Annotated in this window: 13 protein-coding genes; 3 read left to right on the forward strand and 10 right to left on the reverse strand. The window is 66.9% G+C overall.

The genetic code is table 11. From position 1 onward, the window contains the following. Positions 1–504: 504 nt before the first annotated feature. The 8 genes from eda to ACE5C1_RS14460 all read right to left on the reverse strand — a co-directional run bounded on the left by eda (position 505) and on the right by ACE5C1_RS14460 (position 7,821). Positions 505–1,110 carry a bifunctional 4-hydroxy-2-oxoglutarate aldolase/2-dehydro-3-deoxy-phosphogluconate aldolase gene (eda, locus tag ACE5C1_RS14425; RefSeq protein WP_374944768.1) on the reverse strand — a complete coding sequence of 202 codons (606 nt, stop codon included), beginning with the start codon at positions 1,108–1,110 and terminating at the stop codon, positions 505–507. Further along, entirely contained in the window at positions 1,107–2,087 is a 981-nt protein-coding gene (gene glk / locus ACE5C1_RS14430) for a glucokinase (protein ID WP_374944769.1), read from the reverse strand. Before glk ends, eda begins: the two co-directional genes overlap by 4 nt. Before the next feature lie 9 nt (positions 2,088–2,096). Then, on the reverse strand, positions 2,097–3,908 hold the full coding sequence (edd, locus tag ACE5C1_RS14435; RefSeq protein ID WP_374944815.1) for a phosphogluconate dehydratase: 1,812 nt from the start codon (positions 3,906–3,908) through the stop codon (positions 2,097–2,099). 4 nt (positions 3,909–3,912) lie between these two features. Continuing rightward, positions 3,913–4,617 carry a 6-phosphogluconolactonase gene (gene pgl / locus ACE5C1_RS14440; protein ID WP_374944770.1) on the reverse strand — a complete coding sequence of 235 codons (705 nt, stop codon included), beginning with the start codon at positions 4,615–4,617 and terminating at the stop codon, positions 3,913–3,915. A gap of 172 nt (positions 4,618–4,789) precedes the next feature. After that, a complete protein-coding gene (gene zwf, locus ACE5C1_RS14445) occupies positions 4,790–6,253 on the reverse strand; it encodes a glucose-6-phosphate dehydrogenase (protein ID WP_374944771.1) in 1,464 nt (487 codons plus the stop codon). 14 nt (positions 6,254–6,267) lie between these two features. After that, positions 6,268–7,194, reverse strand: coding sequence for an N-acetyl-gamma-glutamyl-phosphate reductase (argC, locus tag ACE5C1_RS14450; RefSeq protein WP_374944772.1), 927 nt, complete (start codon positions 7,192–7,194; stop codon positions 6,268–6,270). Then, positions 7,191–7,427: an SH3 domain-containing protein gene (locus ACE5C1_RS14455; protein WP_374944773.1), complete on the reverse strand. Its 237-nt coding sequence runs from the start codon at positions 7,425–7,427 to the stop codon at positions 7,191–7,193. Before ACE5C1_RS14455 ends, argC begins: the two co-directional genes overlap by 4 nt. A 73-nt stretch (positions 7,428–7,500) precedes the next feature. Continuing rightward, the gene (locus ACE5C1_RS14460) at positions 7,501–7,821 is read right to left on the reverse strand and encodes a MarR family transcriptional regulator (RefSeq protein WP_374944816.1); all 321 of its coding nucleotides are present in this window, start codon (positions 7,819–7,821) and stop codon (positions 7,501–7,503) included. Between the two features lie 240 nt (positions 7,822–8,061). Between ACE5C1_RS14460 and secG the strand changes: the two genes are divergently transcribed. From secG to ACE5C1_RS14475, 3 genes are all read left to right on the forward strand, one after another. After that, positions 8,062–8,403, forward strand: coding sequence for a preprotein translocase subunit SecG (gene secG / locus ACE5C1_RS14465; protein WP_374944774.1), 342 nt, complete (start codon positions 8,062–8,064; stop codon positions 8,401–8,403). 87 nt (positions 8,404–8,490) lie between these two features. Beyond that, positions 8,491–10,128 carry a CTP synthase gene (locus ACE5C1_RS14470; protein WP_374944775.1) on the forward strand — a complete coding sequence of 546 codons (1,638 nt, stop codon included), beginning with the start codon at positions 8,491–8,493 and terminating at the stop codon, positions 10,126–10,128. A 125-nt stretch (positions 10,129–10,253) separates the two neighbouring features. Then, complete coding sequence (locus ACE5C1_RS14475; RefSeq protein ID WP_374944817.1) at positions 10,254–10,973, forward strand: EAL domain-containing protein; 720 nt, start codon at positions 10,254–10,256, stop codon at positions 10,971–10,973. A gap of 82 nt (positions 10,974–11,055) precedes the next feature. Here ACE5C1_RS14475 and ACE5C1_RS14480 read toward each other — a convergent pair whose 3' ends face one another. Together ACE5C1_RS14480 and mfd are read right to left on the reverse strand one after the other, a co-directional pair. Further along, positions 11,056–11,520 carry an Hsp20 family protein gene (locus ACE5C1_RS14480; RefSeq protein ID WP_374944776.1) on the reverse strand — a complete coding sequence of 155 codons (465 nt, stop codon included), beginning with the start codon at positions 11,518–11,520 and terminating at the stop codon, positions 11,056–11,058. A 311-nt stretch (positions 11,521–11,831) separates the two neighbouring features. Next, complete coding sequence (gene mfd / locus ACE5C1_RS14485; protein ID WP_374944777.1) at positions 11,832–15,278, reverse strand: transcription-repair coupling factor; 3,447 nt, start codon at positions 15,276–15,278, stop codon at positions 11,832–11,834. Positions 15,279–15,311 lie beyond the last annotated feature (33 nt).

Raw genomic sequence — 15,311 nt, forward strand, 5'->3', positions numbered from 1 at the left:
GGTGAACACCTCGAACCGTCGCACCCCACTAGAGCCGGCATCGGCATATGACATCAACACGGCTCCAAGCGTCCCGAACAGGACCTGGAGACTCGCCGTTTAGCCCGCCCCGTTCAACGTGGGGCCGAAGCTCCGCTTACGAAAAGCCAGCCCTACGATAACGCCGAAAACCGCTCCAGCAATCAACAGTGTCTCTACGCTCATTGCCAATCCTGCATCCGGTAGCGGAATGTCCGCAAGTGGGCATAAGCCGCCACATCGCTCTGTCCTACAACATCCCAGTTGTTCGAAGAAACCCGCGCTCGGCACCGGCCCGGTGTCCGCTCTTTCTCAGGCGTTTAGAAATGGTAATGCCGACAGCGATCGGCCGCCGCGATTTACCCCGTTAGCGGCAACTTCGACAACTTCGACAACTTCGACCAGCCGTCGCCTATGTTCGACGGTGTGACGTTCGTGTGACTTTCGACTCGTTCAAGAACCGCCTTCCCTTGCCGTAACCAGACCTTAGCCCCGCAACCCCGCCGCCACCCGTGCCTTCGCCTCCACCTCGGCCATCGTGCCGCCGGTGATCCAGCTGCCGCCGACGCAGAGGACCTTGTCGAACGCCAGCCACTCGGGCGTGGTCGCTTCGGTAATGCCGCCGGTGGGGCAGAAGCGGCACTGGTAGAAGGGGGCGGCGAGGGCTTTCAGCGCCTTCAGGCCGCCGCTGGTTTCCGCGGGGAAGAATTTGAATTGGGTCAGGCCCAGGTCGAGGCCGCGCATGATGTCGCCAGCGGTCGCGATGCCGGGGAGGTAGGGCACGCCCGACGATACGATCGCGTCGCTCAGGCGCTGCGACAGGCCGGGGGAGACGATGAATTCGGCGTCGGCCTTCATCACCGCCTCGAACTGGTCGGTGTCGACGACGGTGCCCGCGCCGACGATCGCGCCGGGAACCTTCTTCATCTCGGCGATCGCCTCCAGCGCGGCGGGGGTGCGCAGGGTTACCTCCAGCACGCGCAAGCCGCCCGCGACCAGCGCTTCGGCGAGCGGCTTCGCGGTCGCGGCGTCGTCGATCACCAGCACCGGAATGACCGCGCTGGTCCGCATGATCGTGGCAATATCGGTCATGGATGCTGAGTCCCGGTATGCTCTTGGGCAAAGGCGGCCGCTGCGCCGAACAGGCCGGGTTGCGGGTGAGTGATGAGCTTGACCGGCAGCCCGGCCATCAGCGACTGGAACCGCCCCTTGGCGACGAAGCGGTGGTCGAAGCCCGAGCGTAGCAGTTTGTCCTTAATCCTGAGGCCCAGCCCGCCCGCGATGACGACGCCCGTTGCGCCATGCGCGAGCGCGAGGTCGCCCGCCACTGCGCCGAGCGCCAGGCAGAAGCGGTCGAGCGCCGCCAGCGCGATCGAGTCGGTTCCCTCCAGCGCCTTGGTCCAGATCGTCCGGTCGTCGCGGCTAGGGACCGCGCGGCCTTCGAGCTCGGCAAGCGTTTCGTAGATCGCGACGATGGCCGGCCCAGCGCACAGACGCTCTGTGGAGACGCGGGTGAAGGTCTTGCGCAACCGCTTGACGATCGCGTCCTCAATGGCGTCGAGCGGGGCGTAGTCGACGTGCCCGCCCTCGGTTGACAGGACGTGATAGCGCTCAGGCGTCTTGAACACCTGCGCCACGCCCAGGCCGGTGCCGGGGCCGCATACCGTCGTCACGCCGAGCGCGGGGAGCGGCTCGTCGGGCCCGCAGAGGTGATCGAAGTCCTCGGGCGACAATTGCGCAACGGCATGGCCGACGGCGCCGAAATCGTTGATGATCGTGTAGGTCTCCGCGCCCAGCCGCTCGCCGATCAGCGACGGGCGGATAACCCAGGGATTGTTGGTCAGGCGGATGACGTCGCCGGTGATCGGCGACGCGACCGAAATTGCCGCGGCTTTGGGCAGGGGACCGGCTTGCGCTTCGCCGAACGCCTCCCACGCGGTCTGGAGCGACGCGTGCTCGGCGGTCTTGAGCGTCACCGGCTCGCCGAGCGAAACAACGCGCCCGTCCTCGACCTCCGCGATCGCGAAGCGGGCATGGGTGCCTCCGATATCGACGGCTACGACTTGCATGGGTCTCTCCTACAGCCCCGCCCCGGCCAGCACCGCCGACGCGCCCCGCTCGGCCTCGTCCGCCAATCCGCGGAACATCCCGAACAGCTCGCGCCCCATGCCCGACGCCGGCGGAGGCGCTTCGGCTTGCGGGCGCGCCGCCCATTCCGCCGCGTCGACCAGCGCCTCCAGCGTTCCCGCTACCGCGTCGACGCGGATCAGGTCCCCGTTGCGAATCCTGCCGATCGCGCCACCCAGCAACGCCTCGGGCGAGCAGTGGATGGCGCAGGGTACCTTGCCGCTGGCGCCCGACATGCGGCCATCGGTGACCAGCGCGACCTTGAACCCGCGGTTCTGGAGGACGCCGAGCGGTGGAGTGAGCTTGTGAAGCTCGGGCATGCCGTTGGCGCGCGGGCCCTGGAAGCGGACGACGACGACCACGTCGCGTTCGAGTTCGCCGGCCTTGAAGGCTTCGAGGACGTCGAGCTGGTCGGTGAAGACGCGGGCCGGAGCCTCGACGATCCAGCGGTCGCGTGTCACCGCGGACACCTTGATGCAGGCTCGCCCGATGTTGCCGGCCAGGATGCGCATGCCGCCGTCGGCGGAAAAGGGCGCGGCGACTGGGCGCAGGATCGTGTCGTCGCCGGTTTCGTCCGCTGCGGTCCAGCCGAGCTTGTCGTCCTTGATCGAGGGCGCGTAGCCGTAGGCGGACAGGTCACCGCCAGCGACGGTCCGAATGTCGGCGTGGAGATAGCCGCCGCCGATCAACTCGCGGATGACATAGGGCATGCCCCCCGCGGCCTCGAACGCGTTCACGTCGGCGGACCCGTTGGGGTAGACCCGCGCGATCAGCGGCACCGCGCGGCTGAGGCGGTCGCAATCCTCCCAGTCGATGACGATCCCCGCCGCACGCGCGATTGCGGGGATGTGGAGAAGGTGGTTGGTCGATCCGCCGGTTGCCAGCAGCCCGACCGCGGCATTGACGATCGCCTTCTCGTCGACGAGGTGCCCGAGCGGGCGATAGTCGTTCCCGCGCGCGCCGATCTTCGCCAGCGTGTGGACCGCGGCGCGCGTCAGTTCCTGGCGCAGCTTCGTGCCGGGATTGACGAAGGCGGCACCGGGCATGTGGAGGCCCATCACCTCCATCATCATCTGGTTGGTGTTGGCGGTGCCGTAGAAGGTGCACGTGCCCTTGGTGTGATAGGCCGCGATTTCGGCATCGAGCAGTTCCTCGCGCTCGGCCAGCCCCTCCGCATAGCGTTCGCGCACCGCGGCCTTGGCCTTGTTGGGCAATCCGGTCGGCATCGGGCCGCCGGGGATCAGCACCATCGGCAGGTGACCGAAGCGCAATGCACCCATCAAGAGGCCCGGGACGATCTTGTCGCAGATGCCGAGCAGCGCCGCGCCCTCGAACGTGCCGTGGGAGAGTGCGATGGCGGTGCTGAGCGCGATCGTGTCGCGGCTGAACAGCGACAGCTCCATTCCCGGATAGCCCTGGGTCACGCCGTCGCACATCGCGGGCACGCCGCCAGCGACTTGGCACGTGGCGCCCACCTCGCGCGCCCAGATCTTCATCAGCTCGGGGTACCGGTAATAGACCGCATGCGCCGAGAGCATGTCGTTGTACGCGGTGACGATGCCGATGTTCATTCCCGCGTCTGCCTTCATCGCGTCGCGGTCCTCGTCGGTCCCGGCGTAGGCGTGGGCGAGGTTGGCGCAGCCGAGGTTCGGGCGGCGGATCGTCTGTTCGCCTTCGCGTTCGATCAGCGAGAGGTACGCCGCCCGAGACGCCTTGGAGCGCTCGATGACCCGATCGGTGACCGCGGCGACCTCGGCGTGGATCACATCACGCGCTCCAGTGGATGTCGATCGGCAGTTCGACGTCGGCGAGCACCCGCCCGATCGGATAGGCCGACAGCGGCCCCTGCGCGATCGCCTTCTCGATCACGTCGCGCTTGGCCTGCCCGGTGACCGCGATCATCAGCGCGCGCGCGGTGACAATGCCCTGGCGGCTGAGCGACACCCGCGCGACCGGCGCATCCTTGGGCATCGGATCGGGCATGACGCCCAATGCGCGGCGTTCCTTGGGTCCGTCGAGCGCCTCGTCGAAGTCGGGTCCGGGGAAGATCGACGCGGTGTGGCCGTCGGCGCCCACCCCGAGCAGGCAGAGGTCGAGGGGCCAATGCAGGTCCTGCATCAGCGCATCCGCGGAACGCCCTGCGGCCTTGTAGTCGTCGGTCGCCTTGGGAACGATCGGCATCACCCGCGCGCCCTTAGGCAGGAATATCTTCGCCAGCGCGGTGACGTTCGACAGCGCGTCGCCGAGCGGCACGATGCGCTCGTCGGTCGGGATGATGGTCACCTTCTTCCAGTCGAGCTTGGCCTTAGCCAACTTCTCGTATGCGGGGAACGGGGTCTTGCCGCCTGCCAGCGCCACCACCGCGGAGCCGCGTGCGTCGATCGCGCTTTCGATGACGAATTGCACATCGCCGGCGATGGCCTCGGCCAGTTCGGCGGCATCGTCGTAATCCCACCATTCGATTTCGGTCATGTCGGTCTTTCTTCAAGCCCTCTCCCGCCTTCGCGGGAGAGGCAACGGAGACTTGGCAGCTTGCTGCCCAGTAGAAGTCGGTGAGGGTCTTCTTCTTGGCTCCGGCGCAGGCAGAAGCAAGAAGAAGACCCTCATCCAACCCTCTCCCGCAAAGGCGGAAGAGGGCTAGAAATCAATCGTCCTGCCACGTCACCCCGTCACGCTCGGTCAGTGCGATCGCGGCCGAGGGGCCCCAGGTGCCTGCGGCGTACGATTTCGGCTTCGATCCGTTCGCCGCCCAGCCGGCGCGGATCGCGTCGGTCCAGGCCCATTGCGCCTCCACCTCGTCGCGGCGGACGAACAGGGTCTGGTCGCCCTCGATCAGATCGAGCAACAGCCGCTCGTACGCGATCCGCCGCCGCGATCCCGCGAACTCGGCATCCATGCTGAGATTCAGCGGCACCTCGCGCAGGCGGATGCCGTCGCGATCGAGGCCGGGTTCCTTGGCCATTACCAGCAGCTGGACATATTCCTCTGGTTGGAGGCGGATCACCAGCATGTTGGGCTGCAACCGGCCGCCACGCCCGGTGAACATCGAATGCGGGACCGGCTTGAACTGGATCGCGATCTCCGAGCGGCGCGCGGCCATCCGCTTGCCCGTGCGAATGTAGAATGGCACGCCTTGCCAGCGCCAGTTGTCGACGTGCGCCTTGACCGCGACGAAGGTCTCGACGTTCGAATCCTTGCCGAGCTCTTCGTCGTAGCCCTTGACGATCTCGCCCTTCACCGCACCCGCGACATATTGGCCGATCACCGTCTGCTGCTGCACGTCGTCCGGGGTCATCCGGCGCAGCGCGCGGAACACCTTGGCTTTTTCATCGCGGATCGCGGTCTTGTCGTAGGTCGCGGGCGGCTCCATTGCGATCAGCGCGAGCAGCTGGAGCATGTGGTTGGTGACCATGTCGCGCAGCGCGCCCGCGCCCTCGTAATAGCCGGCGCGATCCTCCAGCCCGACGGTTTCGGAGATGGTGATCTGGACGTTGTCGATGCCTTGCGCGTTCCAGATGGGTTCGAAGAACGAGTTTCCGAAGCGCAAAGCGAGGATGTTTTGGACCGTCTCCTTGCCGAGGTAATGGTCGATGCGGAAGATCCGGTCCTCGGGGAACGCCGAAGCGACGGTGTCGTTGATCTCCTTCGACGAGGCCAGATCGTAGCCGAGCGGCTTCTCCAGACCGATGCGCACCGTCTCGCCCGCCAAGCCGACGGACTGCAGACCCTTCACCGCGGGCTCGAACAGCGACGGCGCGGTGGACAGGAAGATCGCGAGGCCGCCCGACACGTCGCCGACCTTCGCCGCGAGCGCCGCAAAGGTGTCGAGGTTCGACAAATCGGCCGCCTGAAAGACCAGCCGCTCCAGAAAGGTGCCCAGCGCCTCCTCGCCCTTGCGGTCTTCGGGAAGGAACTCGTCCAAGGCCGCCTGGGCAAGCGCGCGGTAGCTGGCGTCGTCGTTGTCCGATCGTGCGGAGGCGACGATCGTCAGCCCCTCAGGCAGCAGCCCGTCGGCATGGAGGCCGTAGAGCGACGGCAGCAGCATGCGCCGTGCGAGATCGCCTGTGGCGCCAAAGAGCAGAAGCTTGCCGACCGGTGTTCGTGCCATCGTATGCTCCGCGTTCAGAAGATGAGGCCGGCGGTGGCTGACAGCCCCGCCATGATATTGAGGTTTTGGACCGCGGCGCCAGCGGCGCCCTTGCCCAGATTATCGAGCGTCGCGACGAGGCGCGCGTGGCCCGACGCCGCATCGCCGCACGCGCGCAGCGTCATGCGATCGGTGCCGGCATTTTCCTCGATGACGACGGCGGCGACATCGCCCTCCGCGACCTTCACCAGCGCCTGTCCGGCATAGGCGTCTCGCAAGATTGTCTCCACGGCGGAAAGCGAGGGGCGGGCGGGCAGCGCCGACAGGTGAAGCGGCACTTCAACGAGCATGCCGCGGTAGGTGTCGGTCACTGCGGGCGCGAAGACGGGGGCGTGGGTGAGCCCGGCCAGCCGCTGCATCTCGGGCAAGTGCTTGTGGCGTCCACCATAAGCGTAAGCGCGGAAGGCAGGCGCATCGGCCTCGCCGAACTCCGCGATCATCGCCTTGCCGCCGCCCGAATAGCCGGATGCGGCATTGACCGTCACCGGCCAGTCCGCGGGCATCAGCCCTGCGCGGACCAGCGGGCGGACCAGCGCCAGGAAGCCGGTGGGGTAGCAGCCGGGATTGGCGACCCGCGGTGCCGTTGCAATCCGATCCGCCTGATCGGGTTCGAGTTCGGGAAAACCGTAGGTCCAGCCCTCTGCGACCCGGTGCGCGCTCGACGCATCCACGACGCGCGTTCGCGGATTGTCGATCAGAGCCACCGCTTCGCGCGCGGCCTCGTCGGGCAGGCACAGGATCACGAAATCGGCATCGTTCAGGGCCTCGCGCCGCGCCGCGGCATCCTTGCGGCGATCCTCGGCGAGTGCCACGACGGCGATGTCGGCACGGCCCGCGAGCCGTTCGCGGATTTCCAGCCCTGTCGTCCCCACGGCACCGTCGATGAAGACCGAGACGCTCATTGCGCCGCCACCAGGTCGTCGGCTGCGAGATACCCGACCAGCCCCGGTCCGGGCGCGATACCCCATGCCAGCGTGCCGGCAAATTCCAGCACCTCGAACCGGTCGCCACGCGCCAACGTCGCAACAACTTCCGAGGTGCGATCGCGTGCCAACCGCAGATCGGCCGGCGCGCTCAGACATCGCACCAGCGGTGCGGCATAATGCGGCGCGAATACGTAAGCAGCGAGGCGCACGTCCGCCAAATCCGGTCGGACGGCATTGACTCGGGGATCGAGCTCCACCGAAGGACCGCTTAGCGCAAAGCCCTCACGCGGCCGCAAAACGGGCGGCAGGGACGTCGCCGTCGCCGATAAACTGCCCGAATTCTTCAAGAAAGTCTGCCCCTTCGGTCGTCTTTGCAACGAAGATGTTGCGCTTGTCGCTATCGTCGCGCTGGCGGCGCAGATAGCCGAGCGCACCCAATCTGTTCAAGGCGCGCGTGACGACGGGTTTAGACACATTGAGTACACGCGCCAGCCCCCGTACCGTGTGTGGCCCGGGTTTAAGATAGACGACGAGGAGCAGCGCCATCTGGCGATTGGTCAGGTCGGGCTCGCCCGAGCGGACGTAATCGACCAGCGCGGTCATCCAGGCGGACAGGGTCTGGGCGTCGGCAGATGCCACGGATTTCGATCCATCGTTCAGCCCGGTAGCGGTACGTGCCGGTGATCGGGCGTCGTTTCGCAGTCATAACGCTGCGGCAACCCACGGGTTTCGCCAACGTTAAGACTTTCCTGAACGAAACGCCGGGAATGGGCCGCGGTTGATCGCCGCGAGCGCCTCGCCTATGTGCCGGGCTTCACGCTTTATCCGGATACCCTTGGCAACATGTTCGCCTTCCTGCTCGTCGTCCACGCCATCATCGCCGCCACGCTGGTCACGGTGATCCTCATGCAGAAGTCGGAAGGCGGCGGGCTGGGCATGGGCGGCAGCCCGTCGGGACTGATGTCGGCGCGCGGCGCGGCGGATTTCCTGACGCGGGCGACCGCGGTGCTCGCGAGCGTGTTCGTGGTGTTCTCGATCGTGCTCGCCTTCTACGCCGCGTCGCGCAGCGGCCCCGCGCCGCTCGACACCTCGCTCGCGCGGACGCCGCCACCGGCAGCGCAGAGCGCACCGGCGCCGGTCGCGCCGGCTCCGGCCGACAACGGCAGCGTTCCGCTCGCTCGCTGAAAACGCGTCGTTTCGTCACATCATCGGCATCCGCGGTTACCCGGACGCTTGTCGTTCGCCCCCATTAGACGCTAGGCGATTGCTCCCATGGCGCGGTACATCTTCATCACCGGCGGCGTGGTTTCGTCGCTGGGCAAAGGCCTTATGGCGGCGTCGCTCGCCGCGCTCTTGCAGGCACGCGGCTACAGCGTGCGCATCCGAAAATTCGATCCGTATCTGAACGTCGATCCGGGGACGATGAGCCCGTATCAGCACGGCGAGGTGTACGTCACCGATGATGGCGCCGAGACCGATCTCGACCTAGGCCATTACGAGCGTTTCACCGGGGTCGCGGCGCACCAGTCCGACAACGTTACCTCGGGCCGCATCTATCAGCAGATCATCCAGCGCGAGCGGCGCGGCGACTATCTTGGCGCGACCGTCCAGGTGATCCCGCACGTCACCGACGCGATCAAGGCGTTCGCGCGCGCCGACACCGAGGGTCTGGATTTCGTGCTGTGCGAGATCGGCGGCACGGTCGGCGATATTGAATCGCTGCCGTTCATCGAGGCGATTCGCCAGCTCAAGAACGAGGTCGGCCGCGGGCAGGCGGTCAGCATCCACGTGACGTTGGTCCCCTACATCGCCGCCGCCGGCGAGTTGAAGACGAAGCCGACCCAGCATTCGGTCCGCGAGCTTGCCGCTCTGGGCGTTGCGCCAGACGTTCTGGTGTGCCGCTGCGAACATCCGCTGCCGCCATCGGATCGCGCCAAGATCGCGCTGTTCTGCAACGTGCCCGCCGCCGCGGTCATCCCGGCGCTCGACGCCAAGAGCATCTACGCGGTGCCGCTGCAGTATCACGCCGAGGGGCTCGATTCGGAAGTGCTGCGCGCGTTCGGGATCGAACCGGGCGCGGCGCCCGACCTTTCGCGGTGGAGCCGGATCGTCGAGCGGCTGACCCATCCGGAAGGTGAGGTGACGATCGGCGTCGTCGGCAAGTATGTCGGGCTGCAGGACGCGTACAAGTCGCTGAACGAGGCACTTGTCCACGGCGGCATCGCCAACAAGGTGCGGGTCAACATCCGCTGGATCGACGCCGAATTGTTCGAAGGCGACGACCAGGCCGAGATCGCCGCGCATCTCGAACCCTGTCATGCGATCCTTGTTCCCGGCGCGTTCGGCGAGCGCGGCGCGGAAGGCAAGATCGCCAGCGTCCGCTTCGCACGCGAGCGGCGGGTGCCATATTTCGGCATCTGTTTCGGCATGCAGATGGCCTGCGTCGAAGGCGCGCGCGACCTTGCGGGTATCGCCGGGGCTTCGTCGACCGAGTTCGGGCCTACGCCCGAGCCGGTCGTCGGGCTCATCACCGAATGGATGGGGCGCGAGGGGCTGGAGAAGCGCGAGGAGCAGGGCGATCTCGGCGGGACGATGCGGCTGGGTGCGTATGACGCGAAGCTGGCGGGCAACAGCGTCGTCGCTTCGATCTATGGCAATACCGACATTTCGGAGCGTCATCGTCATCGTTACGAGGTGAACACCGGCTACCGCGAGGCGCTGGAGCAGGGCGGGCTGGTGTTCAGCGGCATGTCCCCCGACGGCATGTTGCCAGAGATCGTCGAGCGGCCGGATCACCCCTGGTTCGTCGGCGTCCAGTTCCACCCCGAGCTGAAGAGCAAGCCGTTCGACCCGCATCCCTTGTTTGCGAGCTTCGTCGAGGCTGCGGTGAAGCAGAGCCGGCTGGTCTGAGCCTATCACAGGTTAATCATAGATTATTCACCCGCCGCAGATAGTTACGACTCGCAAGGAAGCGGGAGTGTTACGTGTCTGGATGCGTGGGGTGCCGATCGGGCGCCGAGGATTTTGGGCTGGCGATGGCGTTCCAGCCGATCGTCGACTGCGAGATGGGGCGGGTGGTCGCGTATGAGGCGTTGGTTCGCGGAGCCAATGGCGAGGGTGCGGGCGAAGTCCTGAGCCGGGTCACGCCCGAGAACCGTTATGCCTTCGACCAGCAATGCCGGGTCGCCGCGATCGAGCAGGCGGTGGCCGCGGGGATCGTCGAGACCGGCGCGATGCTGTCGATCAATTTCCTCCCCAATGCGGTCTACTCGCCGCTCGCGTGCATTCAACTGACGCTCAAGACCGCGCGCGCGACCGGCTTTCCCACCGACCGCCTGATCTTCGAATTTACCGAAAACGAGCGGATGAGCGACACCGGGCATGTCGCGAACATCATCGATGCGTACCGCAAGATGGGGTTCGCGACCGCGCTCGACGATTTCGGCGCCGGGCATGCCGGGCTCGGGCTGCTGGCGCAGTTGCAGACCGACGTGGTCAAGCTGGACATGGAGCTGATCCGCGGCATCGACTCCAGCATGCCGCGGCGGATGATCGTCGACGGCGTGGTGCGGATGCTGGACACCATGGACATCACGATCATCGCCGAGGGGATCGAGACCGAGGGTGAATATGCCGCGCTCCGTGCCCTGGGCGTTCGCTATTTTCAGGGCTATTACTTCGCCCGACCGGCCTTGCGCGCCTTGCCAGGCGTTCCGCTCGCAGCCGTGACGGACCCGTTTCGCGCGGTCGCCTGACACGCGAAAAGCGCCCGGACCGTGTCGATCCGGGCGCCCCTCAGGCACCTTTCGGGGAGTTGTCGAAAGACGCCGAGCTCGATTACGCCGCCTGCTGCGCGGCGTCGATGTCGACCGCGGCGAGCGGCGCACCCGTCTTGATCGCGATCGTCTTCGGCTTCATCGCCTCGGGCACTTCGCGGACCAGTTCGATCACCAGCAGGCCGTCGTTCAGCCGCGCATCCTCGACGAACACGAAGTCGGCGAGCTCGAAGCGGCGCTCGAAGCTGCGGTTGGCGATGCCAAGGTGAAGGAAGTTCGGGTTGGTCCCGGTATCGTCCTTGCGGCCGGTGACGAGCAGCAGGTTCTGCTGCGCCGTGACGTCGATCTCATCGCGGCCGAACCCGGCCACCGCCAGCGTGATGCGATAGCGGTCGTCGGCGACGCGTTCGAGGTTGAAGGGGGGATAGTTCTCCGCCGACGCGCGCTGAGCGTTGGTTTCGAGCATGTCGAAGAGCCGGTCGAAGCCGATAGTCGAGCGGCGATAGGGGGTCAGGTCGAGTCGCATGGGTTCAAGTCCTCATCTGAGCGAGTTGATCATGTCGGTGCCCGGGATGTCCCGCGACACCGCCGCGGCCCCGAAGGCACCGCGTGGACAGGAGATAGGCGAGCGTACCCGGTCTTCAAGACCCTCGGCACCGTCCTCCGACAGGTCGGAAGGTGAGGCTAAGGTGAGGCCAACACGCATGTTCCGCGCGGCCGATACCGGTACTTGGACGCGCGCCTGTGCTGTGCCACGGACAGGCTGGAATACGGTTCAAAGAGCGTCCGCGACCCTGTTCACAGATCGTGCGTGTAGGACAGCACTTATCTACCGGGTCACGCCGCCGCCTTCGCCAGCCCCTTGGACAATTGCAGCGCGCCGTTCAGCCGCGCCTTGGCATCGCCCCAGGCGCGGGTGACGACCAGCTTGCCGTCGGGGCGCAGCTTGGCGATGTCTTTCAGACGCTCGACATAGGCCAGCACGCCTTCGATGTTGGGCGGCCGGTTGTCGTGGAAGGCGACGAGGACGCCCTTCTGGCCGACGTCGATCTTCGACACGCAAGCCTTGCGGGCGTTCAGCTTGATCTCGATGACGCGGATGAGGTTGTCGGTGGCGTCGGGCAGGGGGCCGAAGCGGTCGATCATCTCGGCGGCGAACGCCTCGATGTCGCGGCTCTCCTCCAGTTCGTTGAGGCGGCGGTAGAGGCCCATGCGCAGATCGAGATCGGGGACGTACTCCTCCGGTATCAGGATCGGCGCATCGACGGTGATCTGCGGCGAGAAGTCCTCGCGACGCTTGGCCGCGAGCCCCCCGGCCTTGGCGTCGAGGATCGCCTCCTCCAGCATCGACTGGTAGAGTTCGAAGCCGACTTCCTTGATGTGCCCCGATTGTTCGTCGCCGAGCAAATTGCCCGCGCCGCGGATGTCGAGGTCGTGGCTGGCGAGCTGGAAGCCCGCGCCGAGCGAATCGAGGTCGGACAGAACCTTCAGGCGCTTGGCCGCCGCTTCGGTCATCTGCCGCTCTGGCGGCGTAACCATGTAGCTGTAGGCGCGCGTCTTCGACCGACCGACCCGGCCGCGAAGCTGATAGAGCTGCGCCAGGCCGAAGCGGTCAGCGCGGTTGACGATCATCGTGTTGGCCGACGCGATGTCGATGCCGCTCTCGATGATTGTAGTCGATACCAGCACCTCGAACTTGCGGTCGTAGAATGCGCTCATCCGCTCCTCGACCTCGGTGGGCGCCATCTGCCCGTGCGCGACTACGTAGCGGATTTCGGGCACTTCGCGGGTGAGGAACTCCTCGACGTCAGGCAGGTCGGCGACGCGCGGGGTGACAAAGAAGCTTTGGCCGCCGCGGTAATGTTCGCGCAGCAGAGCCTCGCGCAGCACCACCGGGTCCCATGGCATCACGTAGGTGCGCACCGCCAGGCGATCGACCGGCGGGGTCTGGATCACCGACAGCTCGCGGATGCCGCTCATCGCCATCTGGAGGGTGCGCGGGATCGGGGTGGCAGTGAGCGTCAGCATGTGGACGTCGGCGCGTAGGGCCTTGAGCCGTTCCTTGTGGGTGACGCCGAACCGCTGCTCTTCGTCGACGATCACGAGGCCGAGTCGCTTGAAATCTATCGATTTCGCCAAGAGCGCGTGAGTGCCGATCACGACGTCGATGGTGCCCGCCGCCAGGCCTTCCTTGGTCGCCTTCGCCTCGGACGCGGTGACGAGGCGCGACAGGCGACCCATCTGCATCGGAAAGCCTTCGAAGCGCGCGGTGAAATTGTTGTAATGCTGGCGCGCGAGCAGCGTCGTCGGGCAGACCACCGCGACCTGCTTGCCCGCCATCGCCGCAACGAAGGCGGCACGCAGCGCGACTTCAGTCTTGCCGAAGCCGACGTCGCCGACGATGAGGCGGTCCATCGGCTTGCCCGCGCCGAGATCGCCCAGGACGTCGCCGATCGCGCGGTCCTGATCGTCGGTCTCCTCATAGGGGAAACGGTCGACAAAGCTGGGGTAGCCGCTGGCATCGGGCTCCATGACGTCGCCGGCGTGGAGCGCGCGCTCGGCGGCGGTCGCGATCAGGTCGCCCGCGATCTCGCGGATGCGCTCCTTCATCTTCGACTTGCGCCGCTGCCATGCCTCCCCGCCGAGGCGGTCGAGAGACGCGCCTTCTTCCCCCGAGCCGTAGCGCGAGAGGACGTCGATATTCTCGACCGGCACGTAGAGCTTGTCGCCGCCCGCGTAGGATAGCGCGACGCAGTCGTGCGGGCTCTTGCCGACGGGGATCGAGGTCAGCCCCTCGTAGCGACCGATGCCGTGTTCGGTGTGGACGACGAGGTCGCCCGGCGAGAGGGACGCGAGTTCGGCGAGGAAGGCGTCGGCGGACTTCTTGCGCTTGTTGCGGCGGACCAGGCGGTCGCCGAGCATGTCCTGTTCGGTGAGGACGGCGACGCCGGGGGCGTTGAAGCCGTGATCGAGGGGGAGGACAACGAGTGCGACGCCCGATACCGCGCCGCCCAGTGCCTCCTGCCACGTCTCGGCGGCGCGCGCGCCGGTGAGCCCGTGATCCTTGAGCAGCCCGCTCAGCCGTTCGCGAGATCCGGTCGAATAGCTGGCCAGCACGGGCTTGCGGCCCTGCTTGCGGAGCGCCGCGACGTGGTCGACGACCGCTTCGTAGACGTTGGTGCCGCCCGATCGTTCGGGGCCGAAATCGCGTGGGCCGTCGACGCCGAAATCGAGGACGGTCGCGCTTTCGGGTTCGTGGAAAGGGGTGGCGGTGTGGGCGCGCGCGACGGCGGTCTCCCATTCGCTCGCGTTCAGATAGAGCGCCTTGGCGGGGAGCGGGCGATAGCTGCCGGGCTGTGCGGCCTCGGCGCGTTTGCGGTTCTCGTAATAGTCGGCGATCGCCTCGAACCGGCCTTCTGCTCCGGCTGCGACTCCTGCGTCGCGGACGATGATGCTGTCGCCGAGGTGGTCGAACAGGGTGGCGAGCTTGTCCTCGAACAGCGGCAGCCAATGCTCCATCCCGGCCTGGCGGCGGCCTTCGGACACCGCCTGGTAGAGCGGATCGCCGGTCGCGGTGGCGCCAAAGGTCTCGCGGTAGCGGGTGCGAAAGCGCTTGATCGACTCCTCGTCGAGCAGCGCTTCCGAGGCTGGCAGCAGGACGAAGCCGTCGAGCCGCCCGGTGGTGCGCTGGTCGGCGGGATCGAAGGTGCGGACGCTCTCCACCTCGTCGCCGAAGAAGTCGAGCCGCAGCGCCTGCTCCTCGCCGCTTGGGAACAGGTCGACCAGGCTGCCGCGGACCGCATATTCGCCCTGATCGTGGACGGTGTCGGTGCGGACGTAGCCGTTCGCCTGGAGAAGTTGCGCCAGGCTGTCACGGTCGATCCGCTCGCCGGGTGCCAGGTGCGCGACGAGCTGGCGGATGCGGAACGAGGTGAGGACTCGCTGGGTCGCGGCGTTGGCGGTGGCGAGGACGAGCTGGGGCTTCGTGCGCTTGGCCTGCAATCGGTACAGCGCGGCGACACGTTCGGCCATGACCCGCAACGTCGGCGAGGCGCGGTCGTAGGGAAGGCAGTCCCAGGCGGGGAATTGCACCACCTCGACGTCGGGCGCGAAGAACGCGACCGTGGAGGCGATCGCGCGCATCTGCGCCTCGTCGGGGGCGAGGAACACTGCGCGGCCGGCCGCGCGCGTGAGGTCGCCGAGCAGCGAGGGCTGGAAGCCGGTGGGGACACCGGCGAGGGTGAGCGCGCGGGTGGCGGTGAGGATCGAGGAGAGTTCGGGCATTCCATCTTCTTCTCCCCTCCCTGCAAGGGAGGG

The sequence above is a fragment of the Sphingomonas sp. genome, from assembly GCF_964263785.1.
In the GTDB taxonomy this organism is placed as follows: domain Bacteria; phylum Pseudomonadota; class Alphaproteobacteria; order Sphingomonadales; family Sphingomonadaceae; genus Sphingomonas.

Excerpts from the sequence above, each read along its gene's own strand:
- eda (WP_374944768.1), bottom strand. The coding sequence starts at position 1,110 with ATGACCGATATTGCCACGATCATGCGGACCAGCGCGGTCATTCCGGTG.
- glk (WP_374944769.1), bottom strand. The coding sequence starts at position 2,087 with ATGCAAGTCGTAGCCGTCGATATCGGAGGCACCCATGCCCGCTTCGCG.
- pgl (WP_374944770.1), bottom strand. The coding sequence starts at position 4,617 with ATGACCGAAATCGAATGGTGGGATTACGACGATGCCGCCGAACTGGCC.
- zwf (WP_374944771.1), bottom strand. The coding sequence starts at position 6,253 with ATGGCACGAACACCGGTCGGCAAGCTTCTGCTCTTTGGCGCCACAGGC.
- argC (WP_374944772.1), bottom strand. The coding sequence starts at position 7,194 with ATGAGCGTCTCGGTCTTCATCGACGGTGCCGTGGGGACGACAGGGCTG.
- ACE5C1_RS14460 (WP_374944816.1), bottom strand. The coding sequence starts at position 7,821 with ATGACCGCGCTGGTCGATTACGTCCGCTCGGGCGAGCCCGACCTGACC.
- secG (WP_374944774.1), top strand. The coding sequence starts at position 8,062 with ATGTTCGCCTTCCTGCTCGTCGTCCACGCCATCATCGCCGCCACGCTG.
- ACE5C1_RS14470 (WP_374944775.1), top strand. The coding sequence starts at position 8,491 with ATGGCGCGGTACATCTTCATCACCGGCGGCGTGGTTTCGTCGCTGGGC.
- ACE5C1_RS14475 (WP_374944817.1), top strand. The coding sequence starts at position 10,254 with ATGGCGTTCCAGCCGATCGTCGACTGCGAGATGGGGCGGGTGGTCGCG.
- ACE5C1_RS14480 (WP_374944776.1), bottom strand. The coding sequence starts at position 11,520 with ATGCGACTCGACCTGACCCCCTATCGCCGCTCGACTATCGGCTTCGAC.
- mfd (WP_374944777.1), bottom strand. The coding sequence starts at position 15,278 with ATGCCCGAACTCTCCTCGATCCTCACCGCCACCCGCGCGCTCACCCTC.